This window comes from Streptomyces sp. NRRL F-5126, from assembly GCF_000721265.1.
GTDB lineage: Bacteria > Actinomycetota > Actinomycetes > Streptomycetales > Streptomycetaceae > Streptomyces.
This window is the reverse complement of the sequence record NZ_JOFZ01000001.1, coordinates 1-19,942: the sequence shown is the minus strand read 5'-3', so window position 1 is coordinate 19,942 and position 19,942 is coordinate 1. Positions and strand designations below refer to the sequence as shown.

Annotated in this window: 19 protein-coding genes and 1 pseudogene; 11 read left to right on the top strand and 9 right to left on the bottom strand. The window is 71.4% G+C overall.

The window, feature by feature from the left end:
- Positions 1-18 precede the first annotated feature (18 nt).
- Together IH48_RS0100110 and IH48_RS0100105 are read left to right on the top strand one after the other, a co-directional pair.
- Positions 19-459: a hypothetical protein gene (locus tag IH48_RS0100110; RefSeq protein ID WP_051838864.1), complete on the top strand. Its 441-nt coding sequence runs from the start codon at positions 19-21 to the stop codon at positions 457-459.
- A gap of 2 nt (positions 460-461) precedes the next feature.
- Positions 462-1,562 carry a glycoside hydrolase family 26 protein gene (locus IH48_RS0100105; RefSeq protein WP_107059194.1) on the top strand — a complete coding sequence of 367 codons (1,101 nt, stop codon included), beginning with the start codon at positions 462-464 and terminating at the stop codon, positions 1,560-1,562.
- A 22-nt stretch (positions 1,563-1,584) separates the two neighbouring features.
- Here IH48_RS0100105 and IH48_RS0100100 read toward each other — a convergent pair whose 3' ends face one another.
- From IH48_RS0100100 to IH48_RS0100090, 3 genes are read right to left on the bottom strand one after another with little or no spacing between them, the layout of a single operon-like run.
- On the bottom strand, positions 1,585-2,793 hold the full coding sequence (locus tag IH48_RS0100100; protein ID WP_030897319.1) for a dipeptidase: 1,209 nt from the start codon (positions 2,791-2,793) through the stop codon (positions 1,585-1,587).
- A gap of 8 nt (positions 2,794-2,801) precedes the next feature.
- Positions 2,802-3,299: a 5-(carboxyamino)imidazole ribonucleotide mutase gene (purE, locus tag IH48_RS0100095; RefSeq protein WP_051839063.1), complete on the bottom strand. Its 498-nt coding sequence runs from the start codon at positions 3,297-3,299 to the stop codon at positions 2,802-2,804.
- 32 nt (positions 3,300-3,331) lie between these two features.
- Complete coding sequence (locus tag IH48_RS0100090; RefSeq protein WP_267885299.1) at positions 3,332-4,531, bottom strand: 5-(carboxyamino)imidazole ribonucleotide synthase; 1,200 nt, start codon at positions 4,529-4,531, stop codon at positions 3,332-3,334.
- A 110-nt stretch (positions 4,532-4,641) separates the two neighbouring features.
- Here IH48_RS0100090 and IH48_RS0100085 point away from each other — a divergent pair, with 110 nt between their 5' ends.
- Entirely contained in the window at positions 4,642-5,148 is a 507-nt protein-coding gene (locus tag IH48_RS0100085; RefSeq protein ID WP_030897309.1) for a GtrA family protein, read from the top strand.
- Between the two features lie 57 nt (positions 5,149-5,205).
- Here the strand turns inward: IH48_RS0100085 and IH48_RS0100080 are convergent, their stop codons facing one another.
- On the bottom strand, positions 5,206-6,471 hold the full coding sequence (locus IH48_RS0100080; RefSeq protein WP_030897305.1) for an ATP-binding protein: 1,266 nt from the start codon (positions 6,469-6,471) through the stop codon (positions 5,206-5,208).
- 60 nt (positions 6,472-6,531) lie between these two features.
- Positions 6,532-7,209 carry a response regulator transcription factor gene (locus IH48_RS0100075; protein ID WP_030897302.1) on the bottom strand — a complete coding sequence of 226 codons (678 nt, stop codon included), beginning with the start codon at positions 7,207-7,209 and terminating at the stop codon, positions 6,532-6,534.
- A 334-nt stretch (positions 7,210-7,543) separates the two neighbouring features.
- On the opposite strand from IH48_RS0100075, the gene IH48_RS0100070 reads away from it, so the two are divergent.
- A complete protein-coding gene (locus tag IH48_RS0100070) occupies positions 7,544-9,064 on the top strand; it encodes a peptide MFS transporter (RefSeq protein ID WP_030897299.1) in 1,521 nt (506 codons plus the stop codon).
- Positions 9,065-9,329: 265 nt separating this feature from the next.
- Here the strand turns inward: IH48_RS0100070 and IH48_RS0100065 are convergent, their stop codons facing one another.
- Positions 9,330-9,812, bottom strand: coding sequence for an ATP-binding protein (locus tag IH48_RS0100065; protein ID WP_030897297.1), 483 nt, complete (start codon positions 9,810-9,812; stop codon positions 9,330-9,332).
- A gap of 174 nt (positions 9,813-9,986) precedes the next feature.
- On the bottom strand, positions 9,987-10,355 hold the full coding sequence (locus tag IH48_RS0100060) for an STAS domain-containing protein (RefSeq protein ID WP_030897295.1): 369 nt from the start codon (positions 10,353-10,355) through the stop codon (positions 9,987-9,989).
- Positions 10,356-10,705: 350 nt separating this feature from the next.
- Between IH48_RS0100060 and IH48_RS0100055 the strand changes: the two genes are divergently transcribed.
- From IH48_RS0100055 to IH48_RS0100035, 5 genes are all read left to right on the top strand, one after another.
- A complete protein-coding gene (locus IH48_RS0100055) occupies positions 10,706-11,698 on the top strand; it encodes an RNA polymerase sigma factor SigF (protein WP_030897292.1) in 993 nt (330 codons plus the stop codon).
- Positions 11,699-11,876: 178 nt separating this feature from the next.
- Entirely contained in the window at positions 11,877-13,151 is a 1,275-nt protein-coding gene (locus tag IH48_RS0100050; protein WP_420705426.1) for a DegT/DnrJ/EryC1/StrS family aminotransferase, read from the top strand.
- On the top strand, positions 13,144-14,469 hold the full coding sequence (locus IH48_RS0100045; RefSeq protein WP_420705425.1) for a lipopolysaccharide biosynthesis protein: 1,326 nt from the start codon (positions 13,144-13,146) through the stop codon (positions 14,467-14,469). Before IH48_RS0100050 ends, IH48_RS0100045 begins: the two co-directional genes overlap by 8 nt.
- 421 nt (positions 14,470-14,890) lie before the next feature.
- Positions 14,891-15,346 (top strand): peptidase inhibitor family I36 protein, encoded by a 456-nt coding sequence (locus tag IH48_RS0100040; protein ID WP_078849362.1) that lies wholly within the window; start codon positions 14,891-14,893, stop codon positions 15,344-15,346.
- 125 nt (positions 15,347-15,471) lie between these two features.
- Positions 15,472-15,798, top strand: a complete 327-nt coding sequence (locus IH48_RS0100035; protein WP_030897283.1) for a YrhK family protein — start codon at positions 15,472-15,474, stop codon at positions 15,796-15,798.
- A gap of 100 nt (positions 15,799-15,898) precedes the next feature.
- Here IH48_RS0100035 and IH48_RS0100030 read toward each other — a convergent pair whose 3' ends face one another.
- The gene (locus IH48_RS0100030) at positions 15,899-16,261 is read right to left on the bottom strand and encodes a VOC family protein (protein ID WP_030897281.1); all 363 of its coding nucleotides are present in this window, start codon (positions 16,259-16,261) and stop codon (positions 15,899-15,901) included.
- 159 nt (positions 16,262-16,420) lie between these two features.
- Positions 16,421-17,764: a UDP-glucose dehydrogenase family protein gene (locus IH48_RS0100025; protein ID WP_030897278.1), complete on the bottom strand. Its 1,344-nt coding sequence runs from the start codon at positions 17,762-17,764 to the stop codon at positions 16,421-16,423.
- Between the two features lie 206 nt (positions 17,765-17,970).
- Here IH48_RS0100025 and IH48_RS0100020 point away from each other — a divergent pair, with 206 nt between their 5' ends.
- Together IH48_RS0100020 and IH48_RS0100010 are read left to right on the top strand one after the other, a co-directional pair.
- On the top strand, positions 17,971-19,152 hold the full coding sequence (locus tag IH48_RS0100020) for an acyl-CoA dehydrogenase family protein (protein ID WP_078849361.1): 1,182 nt from the start codon (positions 17,971-17,973) through the stop codon (positions 19,150-19,152).
- Positions 19,153-19,534: 382 nt separating this feature from the next.
- Positions 19,535-19,789, top strand: a pseudogene (locus IH48_RS0100010) (transposase); the annotation flags it as partial.
- Positions 19,790-19,942 lie beyond the last annotated feature (153 nt).

The following is a 19,942-nucleotide window of genomic DNA, read 5'->3' as shown; positions in this document are numbered from 1 at the left end:
CAGGAGCCACGCCACCTCATGAACCGCACCCAGGCACAACTCAGAGCCGTCCTCGCCTGCTCCGGATGGGTCGCCCTCGCGGTGACCCTGCTGCCCGGCGGCGCGCTGCTGCGCTGGATCCCCGTGCTCCTGTTCGTCACCTTCGGCCCTGGGCTCGCGCTGCTCCACCCGCAGCCCGGCGAACCCCGGCCCGGGGCCCTCCTGGAGACATTCGCGCTCGCGGCGCCCCTGAGCTGGTCGCTCGCGACGCTCGCCGCGACCGCGCTGTTCCTGGTACGGGGCTTTTCCGCCACGGTGTTCCTGATATCGCTCGCGGCGTTCTGCACGGTGGCCGCGCTGCTGCCCGGGCTGCCGCTGCCGGCCGCGCTGCGGGGCACGGGCGACGAGCCGGAGGCGCCCGCGGACGCGGTGGGGGCGGACGCGGCCGGTGCCGGAAGTGGCACGGGCGGGGAACCCTGAGGATGAGGCGTCACACGGGCGGACGGCCCGCTCCCTCCGCGGCACGCAGGTTCGGCGGCACGGAACTGCTCCTCGCCCTGGCGACGGTCGGCGCCCTGCTGGCCGGTCTCGCCACCTGGTGGATCAACCGGCCGGACGAGGCGCCGGCCGCCGGGGACTGCGCGCCGACGAAGTTGCTGGAACCGCCGTGCGGGGCCTGGTGGGGGGCGTACGTGCCGTATGCGAAGAACGGCTCGCTCACGGACGCCGTGCACTCCTTCGAGAAGAAGATCGGCCGCAGGCTCGACCTCGTGTACACGTACCACGACATGTCCAACACCCCGCGCGACGGCGTGCTGCTCACCCCGGACGAGCGCGAGTTGGGCAAGGACCGGATGCTGATGCTGGCCTGGGAGTCGACGGTGTGGACGGAGCCGCACCACAAGAACTACACGGAACGGCAGCTCGGCTGGTCGAAGGTCGCGGCCGGGGACTACGACCGGACGATCATCGACCCGCAGGCGGAGCGGATCAAGGCGTACGGGAAGACGGTCTTCTTCTCCTTCGACCAGGAGTCGGACTTCCGCACGCCGGCCGCGGGCACACCCGCGCAGTTCGTCGCCGCCTACCGTCATGTCCACGACCGCTTCGAGCAACTGGGGGTGAAGAACGTCGTCTGGGTGTGGACCGTGTCCGGTTACCTCGGGCACGAGAAGCTGATGAAGGAGCTGTACCCGGGCGACGCGTACGTCGACTGGATCGGAATGGACCAGTACAACTACTACCTGTGCCACAGGTCGACGAACTGGCTGGACTTCCGCAGCAGCCAGCAGCCCTCCTACACCTGGCTGCGCGAGAACATCTCGCGCACGAAGCCCCTGATGATGGCGGAGTTCTCCACGGCACCCGACCCGGCCGACCCCGGCCGGCAGAAGGACTGGTACGAGCAGATACCGAAAGCCGCGCCGCACCTGCCCGGGGTGAAGGCGATGGTGCAGTGGGACAGCCCCGTGCCCGGGCCCGACTGCGACCTGAGAGCGGATCACGGCCCGGCCCTCCAGGGCTATCGCACGGCCGGTGAGGCGCCCTACTTCCACCAGCCGCTGCCGGCCGAGGTCCGCTGACGGGCCCCGGCCGGTCGCGGGGTCAGGCCTGGTGCTGGCCGTCCAGCCGCTCGATCGTCGCCAGGGACGGGCCCCTGCGGGCCCGCAGGCCGCGTGCGGCGTCCTCGGCGGAACGCAGCGTGCGCACGGCGTTGTGCCAGGTCAGCTTCGCCAGGTCGGCGCGGGACCAGCCGCGGGCGCGTAGCTCCGCCAGCAGGTTGGGGTAGCCGGCGACGTCCGGCAGGTCGCTCGGCGTGAACGCCGTGCCGTCGAAGTCGCCGCCGATGCCCACGTGGTCCGCACCCGCGACCTCGCGCATGTGGTCCAGGTGGTCCGCCACGGTGGCCGACGTGGCGACCGGGCGCGGGTGCGCCGCCTCGAACTGCTCGTGCAGACGCATCGCGGCCGGCGTCGTGTCCAGGTGGTGCAGCCCGTGCGCACGCAGGTTCTCGTCGGCGGCCTGCGTCCACGCCACCGCGTCCGGCAGCACGAACTTCGGCACGAACGTCGCCATCGCCACGCCCCCGTTGGCGGGCAGCAGCGCCAGCACGTCGTCGGGGATGTTCCTCGGGTGGTCGCAGACCGCACGCGACGAGGAGTGCGAGAAGATCACCGGCGCCTCGGCGACCTCGATCGCCGCGCGCATCGTCGTCGCCGCCACGTGCGACAGGTCGACGAGCATGCCCAGCCGGTTCATCTCCCGCACGACCTCGCGGCCGAACGCGGACAGGCCGCCCACGCGGGGCTCGTCCGTCGCCGAGTCCGCCCACCGCAGGTTGTGGTTGTGCGTGAGCGTCATGTACCGCACGCCAAGGTCGTACAGGGCCCGCAGGGTGCCGAGCGAGTTCGCGATGGACTGGCCGCCCTCGGCGCCCATCAGCGACGCGATCCGCCCCTCGGCGCGTGCCGCCTCCATCTCGTCGGCGGTGCGGGCGGGGGCCAGGTCCTCGGGGTAGCGCGCCAGCAGCTGCCCGACGAAGTCGATCTGTTCGAGCGTCGCCGCGACGGCGTTCTCCTCGGGCCCCAGGTCGGACGGCACGTACACCGACCAGAACTGGGCGCCGACCCCGCCCCTGCGCAGCCGGGGGATGTCCGTGTGCAGCTCGCCGGTCCGATCGCCCGCGACGTCCACCGCGTCCAGGTCGTAGCGCGCCTTCTCGCGCATCGCCCACGGGAGGTCGTTGTGGCCGTCGACCACGGGGAACTCGGCCAGCAGTTCCCGGGCCTCGGCCTCGTACGAGGAGGATGTCATCGTGCCGCTCACTTCCCGAATCCGAAGGACGCGTCGCCCTGCTGCTTCGCGCGCAGCCGCTTGCCCTTCTCCGTCGCCTGGTGGTTCAGCTCCTGCTGGAACTCCTTCATGTGGGCCCGCAGGCCAGGATCGTGCGCGCCGAGGATCCTCGCGGCGAGCAGCCCCGCGTTGCGGGCGCCCGCCACCGAGACGGTCGCCACCGGCACACCCGCCGGCATCTGCACGATCGACAGCAGCGAGTCCATGCCGTCCAGGTACTTCAGCGGCACCGGCACGCCGATCACGGGCAGCGGTGTCACCGACGCCAGCATGCCCGGCAGGTGCGCCGCGCCGCCCGCGCCCGCGATGATCGCCTTCAGCCCGCGGTCCGCCGCGCCTTCGCCGTACGCGATCATCTCGCGCGGCATGCGGTGCGCCGAGACCACGTCGACCTCGTAGGCGACACCGAACTCGTCCAGTGCCTTGGCCGCGCCCTCCATGACCGGCCAGTCGGAGTCGGAGCCCATCACGATGCCGACGAGCGGCTCATCAACGGAAGTCACTCGGTGATCGTTCCTCGCAGGTAGCCGGCGGCGTGGCGGGCGCGCTCCAGCACGTCGTCCAGGTCGTCGCCGTAGGTGTTGACGTGCCCGACCTTGCGGCCCGGCTTGACGTCCTTGCCGTACATGTGGATCTTCAACTGCGGGTCGCGTGCCATGCAGTGCAGGTAGCCGGCGTACATGTCGGGGTAGTCGCCGCCGAGCACGTTGCACATCACCGTCCACCGCGCGCGGGGGCGCGGGTCGCCGAGCGGCAGGTCGAGCACGGCCCGCAGGTGGTTGGCGAACTGCGACGTCATCGAGCCGTCCTGCGTCCAGTGGCCCGAGTTGTGCGGGCGCATCGCCAGCTCGTTGACGAGGATCTCGCCCTGGCGGGTCTCGAACAGCTCGACCGCCAGGTGGCCGACGACGCCCAGCTCCTTCGCGATCCGCAGTGCCAGTTCCTGCGCCTCGCCCGACAGCTCGTCCGACAGGCCGGGGGCCGGCGCGATGACGGTGTCGCAGACGCCGTTCACCTGCTGCGACTCCACCACCGGGTAGGCGACGGCCTGGCCGTGCGGGGACCGGACGACATTGGCGGCCAGCTCCCGCGCGAAGTCGACCTTCTCCTCGGCCAGCACCGGCACGCCCGCCCTGAACGGGTCGGCCGCCTCAGCCTGAGCCCGTACGACCCACACGCCCTTGCCGTCGTACCCGCCGCGGACCGTCTTGAGGACGACCGGGTACCCGGCGCCCTCCTCGGCGAAGGCCGTCACGTCGGCCGGGTCGCGGACGATGCGGTGGCGCGGGCACGGGACGCCGAGCGCCGTGAGCCGCTCGCGCATCACGCCCTTGTCCTGCGCGTGCGCGAGGGCGTCGGGGGAGGGACGGACGGGCACGCCGTCCGCCTCCAGCGCCCGGAGGTGTTCGAGCGGTACGTGCTCGTGATCGAAGGTGATCACGTCGCAACCGCGTGCGAACGCCCGCAGGGTCTCCAGATCGCGGTAGTCACCGATGACGACGTCCGCGACCGCTTGGGCGGCGGAGTCCTGCGGTGTGTCACTGAGCAGCTTGAACTTCAGGCCGAGGGGGATGCCCGCCTCGTGGGTCATACGGGCGAGCTGACCGCCACCGACCATGCCGACTACGGGGAACGTCACCCGACCAGGGTATCCGGCGCCCCCCGCCGGGCTTCGGCCACTCACCGCCACCTGCCGGATGCCCCGATGCCCGGGCGCCCGGATACCCGGATGTCCTGGAGGGACAGCCGTGGCGCCTGCGGCTCGTTAGCATGGGCCGCCACGACACCGAACGGACGGGGCGAGGCCAGATGAGCGGACCGGGCGCCGGCGAGACGCCGGGAACGCGACTGCGCCGGCTGATCCAGGAGGTCGTGAAGTTCGGCGCCGTCGGCGGCTCTGGCCTGCTGGTGAACCTCCTGGTGTTCAACCTGGTCAGGCACGTCACGGACCTGCAAGTGGTCCGCGCCTCCGTGCTGGCGACGGTCGTGTCGATCATCTCCAACTACATCGGCTTCCGGTACTTCGCCTACCGCGACCGCGACAAGTCGGGCCGCACGCGCGAGCTGACGCTCTTCCTGGTCTTCAGCGGGATCGGCCTCGTCATCGAGAACGGCGTGCTGTACGCCGCGACGTACGGGTTCGGCTGGGACGGACCGCTCCAGAGCAACGTGTTCAAGTTCATCGGGATCGGGGTGGCCACGCTGTTCCGGTTCTGGTCGTACCGGTCGTGGGTGTTCAGGGCACTGGTGCCCGCGGCCGAGGCGCGGCCCGAACGGGAAGCCCCCGTGAAGGCGCAGCCCGACCGGGTCGGCTGAGGGCCACGCCCCGGCCTGTGCCCGGGCCCGCGCCTCGGGCTGCGCCAAGGGCGCAGGTCACCGCACCGGACGTTCCGGTTCCTCCCGCTCCTGGGTCTCGCGGCTCAGGAACAGCGCGAACACCGGCGGGTACGGCTGGAGCAGTTCGAGGCGCCCGCCGTCCGCCTCCGCGAGGTCGCGCGCGACGGCGAGGCCGATGCCCGTGGAGTTGTGGCCGCTGATCGCCCGTTCGAAGATCCGCGCGCCGAGGTCGGGCGACACTCCCGGGCCCTCGTCCGTCACCTCGATGACGGCCTGGTTGCCGGTGACGCGCGTCCTGAGGGCCACCGTGCCGCCGCCGTGCATGAGCGAGTTCTCGATCAGCGCGGCGAGCACCTGCGAGATCGCGCCGGGCGTGGCCATCACCCACACGCCCTGCCTCCCGGAGCGCACGATGGCGCGGCCCGCGCCGCGGTAGACGGGCTTCCACTCCTCTGTCTGCTGCTTGATGATCCCGTCGAGATCGAGCGCGACCGCCGAGCCGGTGCGCGGGTCGCGGGCGTTGGTGAGCAGGCGCTCCACCACGTCGGTGAGCCGTTCCACCTGGTTGAGGGCGATCGCCGCCTCTTCCTGCGCGGTGTCCAGGTCCTCGGTGAGCGTGATCTCCTCAAGACGCATCGACAGGGCGGTCAGTGGCGTACGGAGCTGGTGCGACGCGTCGGCGGCGAGCCTGCGCTCGGCGGTCAGCATCCGCGCGATGCGCTCCGCGCTCGAGTCCAGCACGTCGGCGACACGGTCGAGCTCGGGCACCGCGTACCGCTTGTGGCCCGGCCTCGGGTCGCCCGAGCCCAGCTTCTCGGCGGTCTCCGCGAGGTCGACGAGCGGCGAGGCCAGCTTGTTGGCCTGCCGCACGGCGAGCAGCACGGCGGCGATGATCGCGAGCAGCGCGACCGCGCCGATGATCAGCAGCGTGCGGCCTACCTCGCGCGTGACGGACGAGCTCGCCTCCTCGACGGTGACGACCTCGCCCTGCTCACCGCGTGCCTGACCCCGGATGACGGACCCCGTGGGCTTCTCGCCCACATGGACGTCGGGGTGGCCCGGCACCTCGACGCGCGCGTACCGGTGGATGGTGATCTGCTGCTTCAGCGCGTCCGCGCCGATGGACTCGCCGCCGAGCAGCCGTCCGTCGACGATGCTGACCACGCGCAGGGCTTCGGAGTCCACGCTCTCCTGGGCGCTGTTCGTGATCGTCCGCGTCTCGACGATGACGAGGGAGACGCCGAAGACGGCGATGACGACGAGCACCACGGCGAGCGTGGAGTTGATCAGTCGACGGCGCAATGTGCCCTCCGGGCATGGGTGGCTCGGGGTCGCCCGGGCCGGTGCCCGCGGCCGGGCGGGTCAGCTCTTCTCGAAGCGGAAGCCGACGCCGCGTACCGTGGCGATGTAGCGGGGGTTGGCCGCGTCGTCGCCGAGCTTCTTGCGCAGCCAGGAGATGTGCATGTCGAGCGTCTTGGTGGACGACCACCACGTCGTGTCCCACACCTCGCGCATCAGCTGGTCGCGCGTGACGACCCGGCCCGCGTCCCTGACCAGGACCCGCAGCAGGTCGAACTCCTTGGCGGTGAGCTGGAGTTCGTCATCGCCCATCCAGGCGCGGTGCGACTCGACGTCGATGCGCACCCCGTGGGTCGCGGGTGCGGGCGCGGGTTCCGCCGCACCCCGCCTGAGCAGGGCGCGCACCCGGGCGAGCAGTTCGGCCAGGCGGAAGGGCTTGGTCACGTAGTCGTCGGCGCCCGCGTCGAGCCCGACGACCGTGTCGACCTCGTCGGCGCGAGCGGTGAGCACCAGGATCGGCACCGCGTGGCCCTCCGCCCTGAGCCTGCGGGCCACCTCGAGGCCGTCCATGCCCGGTAGGCCGAGGTCGAGCACGACCAGGTCGACGCCGCCCTGGAGGCCCGCGTCGAGGGCTGTGGGCCCGTCCTCGCGCACCTCGACCTCGTACCCCTCTCGGCGGAGGGCGCGGGCCAGCGGCTCGGAGATGGAAGCGTCGTCCTCGGCGAGCAGTACTCGGGTCATGGACGTGATGGTAGTCCGCGGACGGCATCGCCCGGGCCACGATCGGCCGAGCCTGCGGTACGGTCCGGGAAGTAGCCTTTCACCTTCGATTCATGGCGTTCGCAGTGACGATTACCTGTGACTCATCTCTCAAGTACTTTCAAATAGGCCTATAGCGTGCCGTATGGTTATGCGAGGCCTGTAGTACTACCAGGGACCTTTGGCGATGAAGCTGCCAAAGGTCCCTTTCGTGTGCAGGCGGTTCCCCCACGGGCCCGGCGGCCCACAAGGCCCCGCGACCCCCCACGGTCCCGGCCACCCCACGGCCGGTGCGCCACCACGAGCAAGGAACACCATGGCGACCACCCTGACGAAGGACGCGTCGAGCCCACCCGGCAGCGGCAAGACCTTCTTCGGCCACCCGCGCGGCCTGGCCACCCTGTTCATGACCGAGATGTGGGAGCGGTTCAGCTTCTACGGCATGCGGGCGCTGCTCACGATCTACCTGCTGTCCGGCGGCCCCGACGCGTCCAAGGGCCTGCACACCGGTGGCCTCGGCATGGACCTCGCCACCGCCACGGCCGTCTACTCGATCTACAACTCGCTGGTCTACCTGCTCGCGATGCCGGGCGGCTGGCTGGGCGACCGGGTGTGGAGCCCGCGCAAGACGGTGGCGGTCGCGGCCGGCACGATCATGGTGGGGCACCTGACGCTGGCCCTGCCCGGCTCCGGCACGTTCTTCGTGGGCCTCGCCCTCGTGGCGCTCGGCTCCGGCCTGCTCAAGGCCAACATCTCGACCATGGTCGGGCACCTCTACAAGGGCCCGAACGACCCGCGCAGGGACGGCGGCTTCACGATCTTCTACATGGGGATCAACGTCGGCGCCTTCTTCGCCCCGCTGGCGATCGGCACCGTCGGCGAGAAGGTCAGCTGGCACCTGGGCTTCGCGCTGGCGGCCGTCGGCATGGCCCTCGGCCTCGCACAGTTCCTCATCGGCAGCCGCAACCTGAGCCCCGAGAGCAGCAAGGTCCCGCAGCCGCTGTCCCCGCAGGAGCGCTCGGCGTGGCTGCGCAAGGGGTTCACCTGGCTGGCCGTCGCGGTGGTCGCCTACGCGATCATCGTGCTCAGCGGGCACTTCACGCTCAACTGGGCGATGATCCCGCTGACCGTCGCGGGCCTGCTCATCCCGGCGGGCGTGCTGTGGCGGATCAAGCGCGACCGGTCGCTGTCGACGGGCGAGCAGGGCAAGATGTCCGGCTACATCTGGTTCTTCGTCGCCGCGGCGGTGTTCTGGATGATCTACGACCAGGGCGGCTCCACGGTCCAGGCGTTCGGCACCAACAAGGCGTCGGACAGCGTTCTCGGCATCGCCTTCCCGACGTCCTGGTACCAGTCGCTCAACCCGATCTTCATCATGGCGCTCGCGCCCGTGCTCGCCTGGTTCTGGCTGAGGCTCAACCGGCGCGGCTCCGAGCCGAGCACGGTGGTGAAGTTCTCGGTCGGCCTGGTGTTCATCGGCCTGTCGTTCTTCTTCTTCCTGATCCCGCTGTTCATGGCGTCGAACGGGTCGCTCGTCTCCCCGATGTGGCTGGTCGGCATCTACCTGATACAGACCGTGGGCGAGCTGTGCCTGTCGCCGGTCGGCCTTTCGGTGACGACGAAGATGGCGCCGGAGAAGTACGCGAGCCAGATGATGGGCGTGTGGTTCCTGGCCGTGACGGCGGGCGACTCGGTGACGGGCCTGCTCTCCATCGCGAACGTCGGCCTCAACGGCACGGGCGTGGTCACACTGGAGGCGGCACTCGCCGCGCTCGCGGGTGTGGCGGTGTTCATGTACCGGCGGCGCGTGCGCGGCCTGATGGGCGAGATCCACTGACGCGCGAGGCCCTCGCCGCCGCCGGGAGGGCGGCGGCAAGGGCCTCGCCCACGAGAACGGGGCGCGGGGCCGGCGGACGGCCCCGCGCCCCGTTCGCCTGCGTCCGGGCCGGCCGGGCCGTGCCGGCTCCCCGGGCGTACGAGCGGCACGCGCGCACGCCGACGGCCACGCCGGGCGCCGGTGTGCGGCCGTGGGGAAGGCGGCGAGGAAGGCGGCGAGGGGGTGTGGGCGGTGCCCCGCCCGGCTCCGCGGCAGGGGTACCGGATTACACCGGCGCGGCCAGTTCCGCCCAGACCGTCTTGCCCGGCCTGTCGGCCATGCGGCGCACTCCCCAGTCGAGGCAGAGCCGCTGCACGATGAACATGCCGTGGCCGCCGGGCCGGCCGGCCCGGTGCGGTGTGCGGGGTGCCGGCTGGCCGGCGCCCCGGTCGGTGACTTCGAGGCGCAGCACTTTCGCGGCGGTCGACACGCGGAGCCGTTCCGGCCCCTCCGCGTGCAGGCACGCGTTGGTGACCAATTCCGACACGACCAGCAGGACGTCCTCGGCCGCCGCCCGCCCGTCGGCGGTGGAGGCGGGCAGCCAGCCCCAGTCGTAGAGAGCCTGGCGGGTGAAGTCGCGGGCGAGAGGGACGACCCCGCTGGCGCTCTCCAGCGCGAGCGTGCGGTTCGTCCCCCCGGACGCGGATGCCTGCTCGGCGTCCGGCTCGGGGCCGAGGTCGCCCGGCGATGGCTGCCGGGTGGTGCTCATCAGCGCTTCACCTCACCGATTCGCCAATTTGCCATGAGAGCCACACAGAGAGTGATTGCAGGGATGTGTGCGGCCCGCGGGAGTCTTCTGCCCGTCGGGGCCGCGACGACACCCGACGGGGCGGGACAACACCCGGCGACGCGACAGCACCCTGCCGGGACCGGTCTCACACCCTCACTCCGCCAGTGCTTCGTGCAGCGATTCGTGCACGCCGAAGACCGCGTCCGCGCCGGTGATCTCGAAGACCCTGGCGACCACGGGCCGCATCGCGGCCAGGTGGACACCGCCGCCGACGGCGTCCGCCTTGAGGCGGGCGCCCAGCAGGACGTTGAGTCCGGTCGAGTCGCAGAACTCGAGTTGTGAGCAGTCGATCACCAGTCGCGACCTCCCCTGCTCAAGCGCCTCGTCCAGCGGGACGCGCAACAGCTCGGCCGTGTGGTGGTCGAGTTCGCCGGCCGCTGTCACGACCTCGCTGCGGCCCTCGGTGCGAACCTCGACCCTGAGCCGGCCCTGGTTCGTACTGCCGACCGTCTGGCGGTCCATCCCGTCCCTTTTCGCCGTGGTTTGCCCGTGATTTCGCGTGGTGGTGGTTCGTGTGTTCTGTTCGACAGCGAGTCGGCCGCGCTGATCGCGCGTGGGCCGTGCGGCCCGGCCGACCAGCGGCCGCCGCGGACGGGCCGACCGCGGACGCCGCTCGAACATTACGCCTTTCAGCCGCCACCGGGTAGCCGAACTAGCCAACAATGTATGACGAATAGGACAATTGGCACTTGCAACCGCCAGCGCCCAGCAGGTAGGGCTAGAGGGAGACAGATACGACACGGCACGGCACTGGGAGGCGCCGCACGCCGCAAGCGATGCGAACTGGCATCGGCAGCCATATGCCGAGAACGATGGAGGAGACCATGTCACCCCGGCTCGACGAAGCGCGTACCCCGCTCGCGCCGTCGGTATCAACGCACGAACATTCTGTGGCTGACGTCACATCCGGGACGTACGGTCCTGATGTGGAGGACACGGCGTCCGCCGCCACGGTGGCCGAGGACGTGGTGGCCGACTACGCCGTCCTCGAAGGCGAGCACCCGACGGGCATCCCCTCTCAGCAGGCACTCGGCGAGGTGGGCGCGGTCAACGCGCGCGCCCTGTCGAAGACGCTGTTCGCGCGCCTCGAGGCGCTTGAGGAGGGCACCCACGAACACGCCTACGTGCGCAACACCCTGGTCGAGCTGAACCTCGCCCTCGTGAAGTTCGCGGCTTCCCGCTTCCGCACCCGCAGCGAGCCCATGGAGGACATCGTCCAGGTGGGGACGATCGGCCTGATCAAGTCGATCGACCGGTTCGAGCTCAGCCGCGGCGTCGAGTTCCCGACCTTCGCCATGCCGACGATCATCGGCGAGATCAAGCGCTTCTTCCGCGACACCTCGTGGTCGGTCCGGGTGCCGCGCAGACTCCAGGAGCTCCGCCTCGACCTGGCGAAGACCAGCGACGAGCTCGCGCAGCGGCTCGACCGCGCCCCGAGCGTCGGCGAGCTCGCCGGGGCCCTCGGCCTCACGCGCGAGGAGGTCGTCGAGGGTATGACGGCGAGCAACGCCTACACGGCGAGCTCGCTGGACGCGCAGCCCGAGGAGGACGACAGCGAGGCCGCGCTCGCGGACCGCATCGGCTACGAGGACCACGGCATCGAGGGCATCGAGTACATCGAGTCGCTCAAGCCCCTGATCGCCGGGCTCCCGCACCGCGACCGGCGGATCCTGTCGCTGCGCTTCGTGGCGAACATGACGCAGTCCGAGATCGGCGAGGAACTCGGCATCTCGCAGATGCACGTCTCGCGCCTGCTGTCGCGCACGCTGGTCAAGCTGCGCAAGGGGCTCACGCTGGAGGAGTGAGCCCGGTGCGGCCCGAGGCCGAAACCGGAACGCGACCGCGCCCCGTCGGGAGGATCCGGCGGGGCGCGGCCGTGCGTGCGGCCGGTGGCCGGCGACGGCCTCCCGGGATCGACCGCATGCCTTATTGACGTGCCGTCCGGTATGGGCCACATTGAGCGCCGGGGCAGGGGGGATCGGCATGGCGCGTGGGGAAGGCCGTCCGGAGGGCACCGCGGCGCTCGAAGCGCTGATGGGCCGGCGTCTGGGCAGGCAGTGCCTGTACACACCGTCGTGCAGGCTCGCGCTCTACGTGGCGCTGCGCCACTGGTGCGGGCCCGGCGGGCGGGTGCTCATGTCGTCCGTCAACGACGACGTCATCTTCTTCGTCGTGCTCGCGGCCGGACTGCGGCCGGTGCAGGCGCCGTTGGACCCGGTCGACGGCTCCATCGACGTGGCGGCCGTGCCGGAGGAGACCTGGCGCGGCCTGTCCGCCGTCATCACCACCAACCTGTACGGCAACCCCGACCCGGTGGCCGCGCTGCGCGCGAGGTGTGACGCCGCGGGCATCCCGCTGATCGAGGACGCGGCGCACGCCATCGGCAGCCGGCTGCCGGACGGCCGGGCCGTGGGCACCGTGGGCGACGCCGCCGCCTTCAGCCTCTCCAAGCACGTGGGGGCGAAGACGGGCGGGTTCCTGGCATTCGCAGAGCCGGGGCTGCGCCCGGAACTGACCGCGCTGCGGGACGCGTTGCTCGAACCGGCCGCCCTGGGTTCCGAGGCGCTGTACGCGGTCCGCCCGTACGCGGAGGCGGGCGTGCGGGGGCTGCGGCTCGTGCGCGCGGCACACCTGGCCCTGCGGCTGCTCGGCGCCGAGGAGCGCCAGGAGATCAGGATGCCTTTACGGGCAGGGGAGTTGAGGCGGGCGGTCGCGGCAGCGCCCGGCCTCGATCCGTTCGAGTCGTGGGTGCGGGTCGACATGCATCCCTACAGGGTCGCGCCGGGCCGCGTCCGGCTGCGGCGCACCGCCCGCCTGCTGGGGGACCTGGACCGGCGCCTGGCACTGCACCGGGCGGGCACTGCCGCGCTGCTGCGCTCCCGCTGGGGGAGCGGTCACGGTGAGCCCGGCGCCGGCGGCACAAGGACCCAACCGCTCTTCCGCGTGCCGCTGCTGGTGTCCGACCGGGACGCGGCGATCGCGGCGCTCGCCCGGCGGCACATCACCGTCGGATACCTCTACGACCCGCCGCTCGACGTCTACGCCGCGGGGAACGACCCGGACAGCTCCGCCGCCTTCACCGACCCCTCGCCACTGCCCCGCCCTGCCGCCTGGTTCGCACGGCACGCCCTCCCGGTGGACCCGTGCAGGGCCGACGAGGTGCTGCGGGTGCTCGACGGCCTGCCGATCACCCCCGTACGGCCGCCCGCGGCGGTCACGCGCGACGGTGCGGCAGAGGGCAGTGGTGGGGGTGGCTGACACGGCGAGAGCGCCCGACCGCCCCGAACTCCCCGGCGCGGGGCCCGATTCGGGTGCCGGGGACGGGGGCGGGGACGGCTCGGACTCGCTGTTCCGCAACGCGTACGCCCTCATGCTGTCGACCGGTGTGTCGGCGGCGCTCGGCCTCGGGTTCTGGCTGGTCGCCGCGCGCTACTACACCGAGGACGCGGTCGGGCAGGGGTCGGCGGCGATCGCGGCGATGCGGCTGCTCGCGTCCATCACGGCGACGACCATGTTCGGCGCGGTGGTGCGGTACGTCCCGCGCGCGGGGCGCGGCACGGGACCGCTGGTGCGGCGGGTGTACGTGGTGAGCTCCCTGGTGGTGTGCGCGGCCTCCCTGGTGTTCCTCGCGACGCTGGGCCGGTGGGGACCGTCGTACGCGCCGCTCGGCGGGCTCGTGCCCGGTCTTGTCTTCACACTGTCCTGCGTGGCGTGGGCGATCCTCACACTGCAGGAGGGTGTGCTCACCGGGCTCAGGAAGTCGTTCTGGGTGCCCGTCGGCAACGCCGTCTTCTCGCTCGGCAAGCTCGTCCTGCTCGCCGTGCTCGCGGCGACCCTGCCAGTGCTCGGTGTGTTCGTGTCGTGGGCGGCGGCCATGGCGCTGTCCGTCGTGCCGCTCGGCTGGCTGGTCTTCCGCACACTCATCCCCCGCCAGGCGGCAGCAGACCGCGGGCGGCCGCCGCTGCGCCACGCGGACGTGGCCCGCTTCATGGCGGGCGACTCGGTCGGCTCGCTGTTCAGCCTGGCGATGATCAACCTGCTGCCCGTCATGGTGGCCGTACGGTTCGACGCCGCGCACAACGCCTTCTTCTACACCGCGTACACGGTCGGCGGCACGATGGAGTTCATGGCCATCAACATGGCCTCCTCGCTGACGGCCCACGCCTCCTACGACCCAGCCGGTCTCGCGGCCGGCGTACGCGGCGCGCTGCGCAGGACGCTGCTGCTCCTCGTGCCCGTGGTGGCGGTGATCGTGGCGTTCGCGCCGCTGGTGCTGACTCCGTTCGGCGGCTCGTACGCCGCGCACGGCACGACGGTGCTGCGGCTGCTGGCGCTCGCCACACTCCCGAGGGTGGTGGTCGAGCTCTACATCGGCGTGCTGCGCGTCCAGGGCCGCACGGGCGTGCTGGCCGCGCTCCAGGGAGCCATGTGCCTCGGCGTCCTGGGCGGCGCGGCCGTGCTGATGGGCCGTACGGGCATCGCGGGCGCGGGCACGGCCGTGCTGTGCTCGATGGTCCTGGTGGCCCTGTTCGCGGCGTTCGGCCTGCGCAGGGCGCTGCGCGTCCCGCCGCCCTGACGTGCCGCGCCGACGGCGCTGTGCGCGGGCGCACCGGGGGCATGTCTGCCGCCGGTGCGCGACGGCGGAGGGTGCGTGCGCCGCGCTCCGTCAGGACCACCCGTGAGAGGGACCGACTGGCTTGGTGCTCAGCGCAGTACGGCGCTCACGCTCGGCCGTGGAACAGCCGACCGTGCAGGTCGTGGGCGTGCGCAGGGCCGAGCCGAAGCCGCAAGAGCCACTGTTCGGCCGGGTGACATGACTTCGCGTCATGGATCGCCTCCTGTGGGTAATCGGGTCTGGGTGCGGAGATGCTCGTTGCCGCAAGGCCCTTCCGGTGAGCCGGCGCCGTCCCTCAGGGCGGGCCCGGAGCGCCGGACCAGTGACAGGTGCCGCCCCGCCAGTACGGCCGGCGGCCTCGATCTCCTTCAGGAGGACCCGGATGGCGACGAGCGGCAACCCTTCCACAGGAAAGCGCCGTGTGGTGACGGCCGTGGCGGCGATCGTGGCCGCGGTGGCACTGCCGGCCTGCGCGGGCGTGGCGAACGCGGCGGCCCCTGCGGCGGCAGAGGCATTCCTACCTCCCGGTGTGGTCAAGCTCCAGTCCGGCGAACCCTGCCCGCAAGGGACCCTGTGCCTGTACCGGGACTACGGCTACCAGGGCCCCGCGTACGGCATCGGCGCCGGATACCCCGTGGACCTGCGGGCTCTGCCCATGGACGGCGGCGTCAACGGTCACAGCGCGGCCAACGAGGTCTCGTCGTGGGTGAACAACACCGGTACGCCGGCGCTGCTCGTCGATGTGGACACGGACCACGTGCGTCCGCTGTTCCCGGGGCACCGCCTCCAGGAGCCGCAGGCGACCAACGACACGGTCGACGTCGTCAGTTGGCTGTGACGATGCGGCCGCCCCCGCGCAGCGAGGGCCGGGGGCGGCCGTGGTGTACGCCTGCCACCGGCGCCGCGGCTTCGCGCGTCCCCCGCCCGCGGCTCGTTCCAGCTGCGTCCCCGTAGCCTGGGCGCATGGGTAACAGCACGCCTCAGCAGCCGTTGACACTGCACATCGGGCACGACGAGCTGGTCGTACGCCGCCGCTACGAGGTGGCCAGCATCCTCAACGACATCCTCGTCGCCCTGTGGTTCATCGTCGGCAGCGTGATGTTCTTCTCCGAGAACTGGACCACCACCGGGACGTGGTGCTTCCTCATAGGCAGCGTCGAGCTGCTGATCCGGCCGGTGATCCGCCTCACCCGCCACGTGCACATCCGGCGCATCCGCGAGTCCCCGGCCACGGCGGGCGGCCCGGCGGCCGCCACAGGCGCCGTCGCCGACTCCGTCCAGGACTACTAGAGGTCCGCCCCCGGCTCGCGCCGGCACACCACCGCGGACAGCAGCCCGGCAAGGCGGACGTCCCGCCGCCCCACGACGCCGCCCGCGGCGGGCCGCCGGTTCAGTCGACGCAGAGGCAGAACGGGTGGCCCGCCGGGTCGCGGTAGACACGGAAGCGGCGGCCGTTGTCGTCGGTGTCCAGCGGGGTCGCGCCGAGCCGCAGCACCTCGCGCTCGCCCTCGTCCAGATCCGCGACCGTGAAGTCCAGGTGCAGCTGCTGCGACCTGTCGGCGGACGGCCACTGAGGCGGCACGAGGCCCGGCGCCTCCTGGAACGCCAGCCGCGTGCCGGCCGGCGCGTCCAGCTCGACCCAGCCGTTCCCGTCGTCGTTGATCTCGCCGCCGATGATCCCCGCGTAGAAGCCCGCGAGGGCGAGCGGGTCGGGGGCGTCGAGGGCGATGGCGCGGGTGGTGGCCACGGGCATGGCGGAACCTCCGGGCGGTCGGGGGTGTTACACGTACCCACCATTGAACACGTGACCGGGCGCGGCCGGGCAACGGCACGTCCGACGGCGGCGCATGGCCCGCCGCCGCACATGGCCCGCTGCACGCGGTCCGCGCCACGTGGCCGGACGCCCGCCGCGTCAGGCGTTCGGGCGTCCCATCGCCCGGTACGTCCAGCCCGCGTCGCGCCAGCGCGCCGGGTCGAGGACGTTGCGGCCGTCCAGCACCGTGCGCACCGAGGCCACCGCGCCGAGCTCCGCCGGATCGAGGTCGCGGAACTCGCGCCACTCCGTCAGGTGCAGCACGACGTCGGCGCCGCGCACCGCTTCGAGGGCGGATGCCGCGTAGCCGAGCGTGGGGAACACCCGGCGCGCGTTGTCCATGCCCTTGGGGTCGTAGACCGTGACCTGCCCGCCCTGGAGGTGGATCTGCCCGGCGACGTTGAGGGCGGGGGAGTCACGCACGTCGTCGCTGTCCGGTTTGAACGTCGCGCCGAGCACCGCCACCCGCTTGCCGAGGAACGATTCGCCGCCGACGGCCTCGCGCGCCATGTCCACCATGTGCCCGCGCCTGCGCATGTTGACGGAGTCGACCTCGCGCAGGAACGTCAGTGCCTGGTCGGCGCCGAGCTCGCCCGCACGCGCCATGAACGCGCGGATGTCTTTCGGCAGGCAGCCCCCGCCGAAGCCGATGCCCGCGCGCAGGAACTTGCGCCCGATGCGCTCGTCGTACCCGAGTGCCTCCGCCAGCGTCGCGACGTCGCCGCCCGCGGCCTCGCACACCTCCGCCATCGCGTTGATGAACGAGATCTTCGTGGCGAGGAACGAGTTGGCCGACGTCTTCACCAGCTCCGCCGTCGCGAAGTCCGCCACGACGAACGGCGTGCCCTCCGCGATCGGGGACGCGTACACCTCGCGCAGCAGCCGCTCGGCACGCTCGCTGCGCACGCCCACCACGATCCGGTCCGGGTGCAGCGTGTCCTTCACGGCGAAGCCCTCGCGCAGGAACTCCGGGTTCCACGCCAGCTCGACCTCGCCGCCCGCGGGCGCCAGCTCGGCCAGCCGCGCCGCGAGCCGGTCCGCGCTGCCCACCGGCACCGTCGACTTGCCGACGACGAGGGCGGCCTTGCCGAGGTGCTTGGCGAGCGAGTCCATCGCGCTCTCCACGTACGACATGTCGCAGGCGTACTCGCCCTGCTTCTGCGGGGTGTTGACGCAGACGAAGTGCACGTCGCCGAAGTCGGCGACCTCAGCCCAGTCCATCGTCACCCGCAGCCGCCCCGACGAGCCCTCGATCCCGGAGACGTGCCTGCGCAGCAGTTCTTCCAGGCCCGGCTCGTACATCGGGGCGCGCCCCGCGCGCAGCGCGTCGATCTTGTCCTGGGCGACGTCGAGCGCCAGCACCTCGAAGCCCAGCTCCGCCATGGCCGCGGCGTGCGTCGCGCCGAGGTAGCCGGTGCCGATCACGGTGATCTTGAGGGCCATGAGCTGCTCCATTGGTTGCGGCGGACGGTTGCGGCTGACAGGGCGCGGCCCGAGCATATCCGCGACCCCCGCGCGCGCCTCGGCCCCTGTGCCGCTGCCCGCACCACCCCCGTGTGCTCCGGCTCACCTATGCCTGCGGGCGTGCGGCGCTCTAGTATCGGGTTACTTAACGGTAGTTAGCAGCAGCCTCCCGGGAGTGAGAGACCGTGGCCGGAACGACTGGGTCGTCAGCCTTTGACCTGTACCGCCCCGCAGAGGAACACGAGGCGCTCCGCGACGCGGTGCGCGGCCTCGCGGAGGCGAAGATCGCGCCCTTCGCGGCGGCGGTGGACGAGGAGGCGCGCTTCCCCCAGGAGGCGCTGGACGCGCTGGTCGGCAGCGACCTGCACGCCATCCACGTCCCCGAGGAGTACGGCGGCGCGGGCGCCGACGCGCTCGCCACCGTGATCGTCATCGAGGAGGTCGCCCGGGTCTGCGCCTCGTCGTCGCTGATCCCCGCGGTGAACAAGCTCGGCTCGCTGCCGGTCATGCTCTCCGGCAGCGACGACCTCAAGCGCACGTACCTCACACCGCTCGCCGCCGGCGACGCGATGTTCTCGTACTGCCTCTCGGAGCCGGACGCGGGCTCCGACGCGGGCGGCATGAAGACGAGGGCCGTGCGCGACGGCGACGCGTACGTGCTGAACGGCGTGAAGCGCTGGATCACCAACGCGGGCGTCTCCGAGTACTACACGGTCATGGCCGTCACCGACCCGGACAAGCGCACCAAGGGCATCAGCGCGTTCGTCGTGGAGAAGTCGGACGAGGGCGTCTCCTTCGGCGCACCGGAGAAGAAGCTCGGCATCAAGGGGTCGCCGACGCGCGAGGTCTACCTGGACAACGTCCGCATCCCCGCGAGCCGGATCATCGGCGAGGAGGGCACCGGGTTCGCCACCGCGATGAAGACCCTCGACCACACGCGCATCACCATCGCCGCGCAGGCGCTCGGCATCGCGCAGGGCGCCCTGGACTACGCGAAGGGCTACGTCAAGGAGCGCAAGCAGTTCGGCAAGCCGATCGGCGACTTCCAGGGTGTCCAGTTCATGCTCGCCGACATGGCCATGAAGCTGGAGGCCGCCAGGCAGCTCACCTACGCGGCCGCCGCACGCTCGGAGCGCGTGAGCCAGGGCTCGGCCAAGGAGGACCTGACGTTCTTCGGCGCGGCCGCCAAGTGCTACGCCTCCGACGCGGCCATGGAGATCACCACGGACGCGGTCCAGCTCCTGGGCGGCTACGGCTACACGCGCGACTACCCGCTGGAGCGCATGATGCGGGACGCGAAGATCACACAGATCTATGAGGGCACGAACCAGGTCCAGCGTGTGGTTATGGCCAGAAACCTGCCGTAGCTGGATTTTCAGGTAAGAGCTGGTTTCGGGGGAGGCCAGTAGTCTCGGTCAAGCAATCTCTGTGTACTCCGTCGGGTCGTCGGCGCCGGGGGTGAGCATCGTCGCTATCGCCTCGCGCCCGCGCTGGTCGGCCCCTTCGAAGATATAGTGATGTGCTGGCGCAATACGAGTGCTGCTGTGGCCCATCCAATCGGCCACGTCGTTCTAGGGAACGCCTGCGTAGAGGAGGCGTGATCCGTAGTAGTGCCGCAGGGCGTGCGGCTTGCAGTACTCGACTCCCCCCTTACCAAGCGCTTCCAACCAGATCTGCCGGTAAGAGTACGAGGCATACAGGTAGCCAGTGCGGGGTCAAATTCGGGAAGAGGAGTCGTTCGCGCCCCAGACCCTCTACTACCTGCCGCCCTACGCACCCGACCTCAACCCCGTCCAAGGGATCTGGTCACTGCTGCGGCGCGGCTGGCTCCCCAACGTCGCCTTCTCCACACCCGAACACCTCATCCAGCGCATCCGACGCGACCTACGACACATCCATTACCACGGCGACCTCATAGACGGCTGCCTCGCCGAGACCCGCCTGACCATCAGACCCACCCGAACAACCCGCCGCCATCACGAGTTCAACCTCAGCAGGAAGTGAATGGTCCATTTTGTCGCTCAGGCGGCCTTCGCCGTACGGTTCTCCGGCCTCCGAGGCCGTGTGGCGTCACACCGCCGTGGTGTCCTTCGGCACGGCGGGCCTGCGGCTCGCGATCACCCGCCTGGCGAGTGAGCGCGGGCTCGTCAGGAAGCC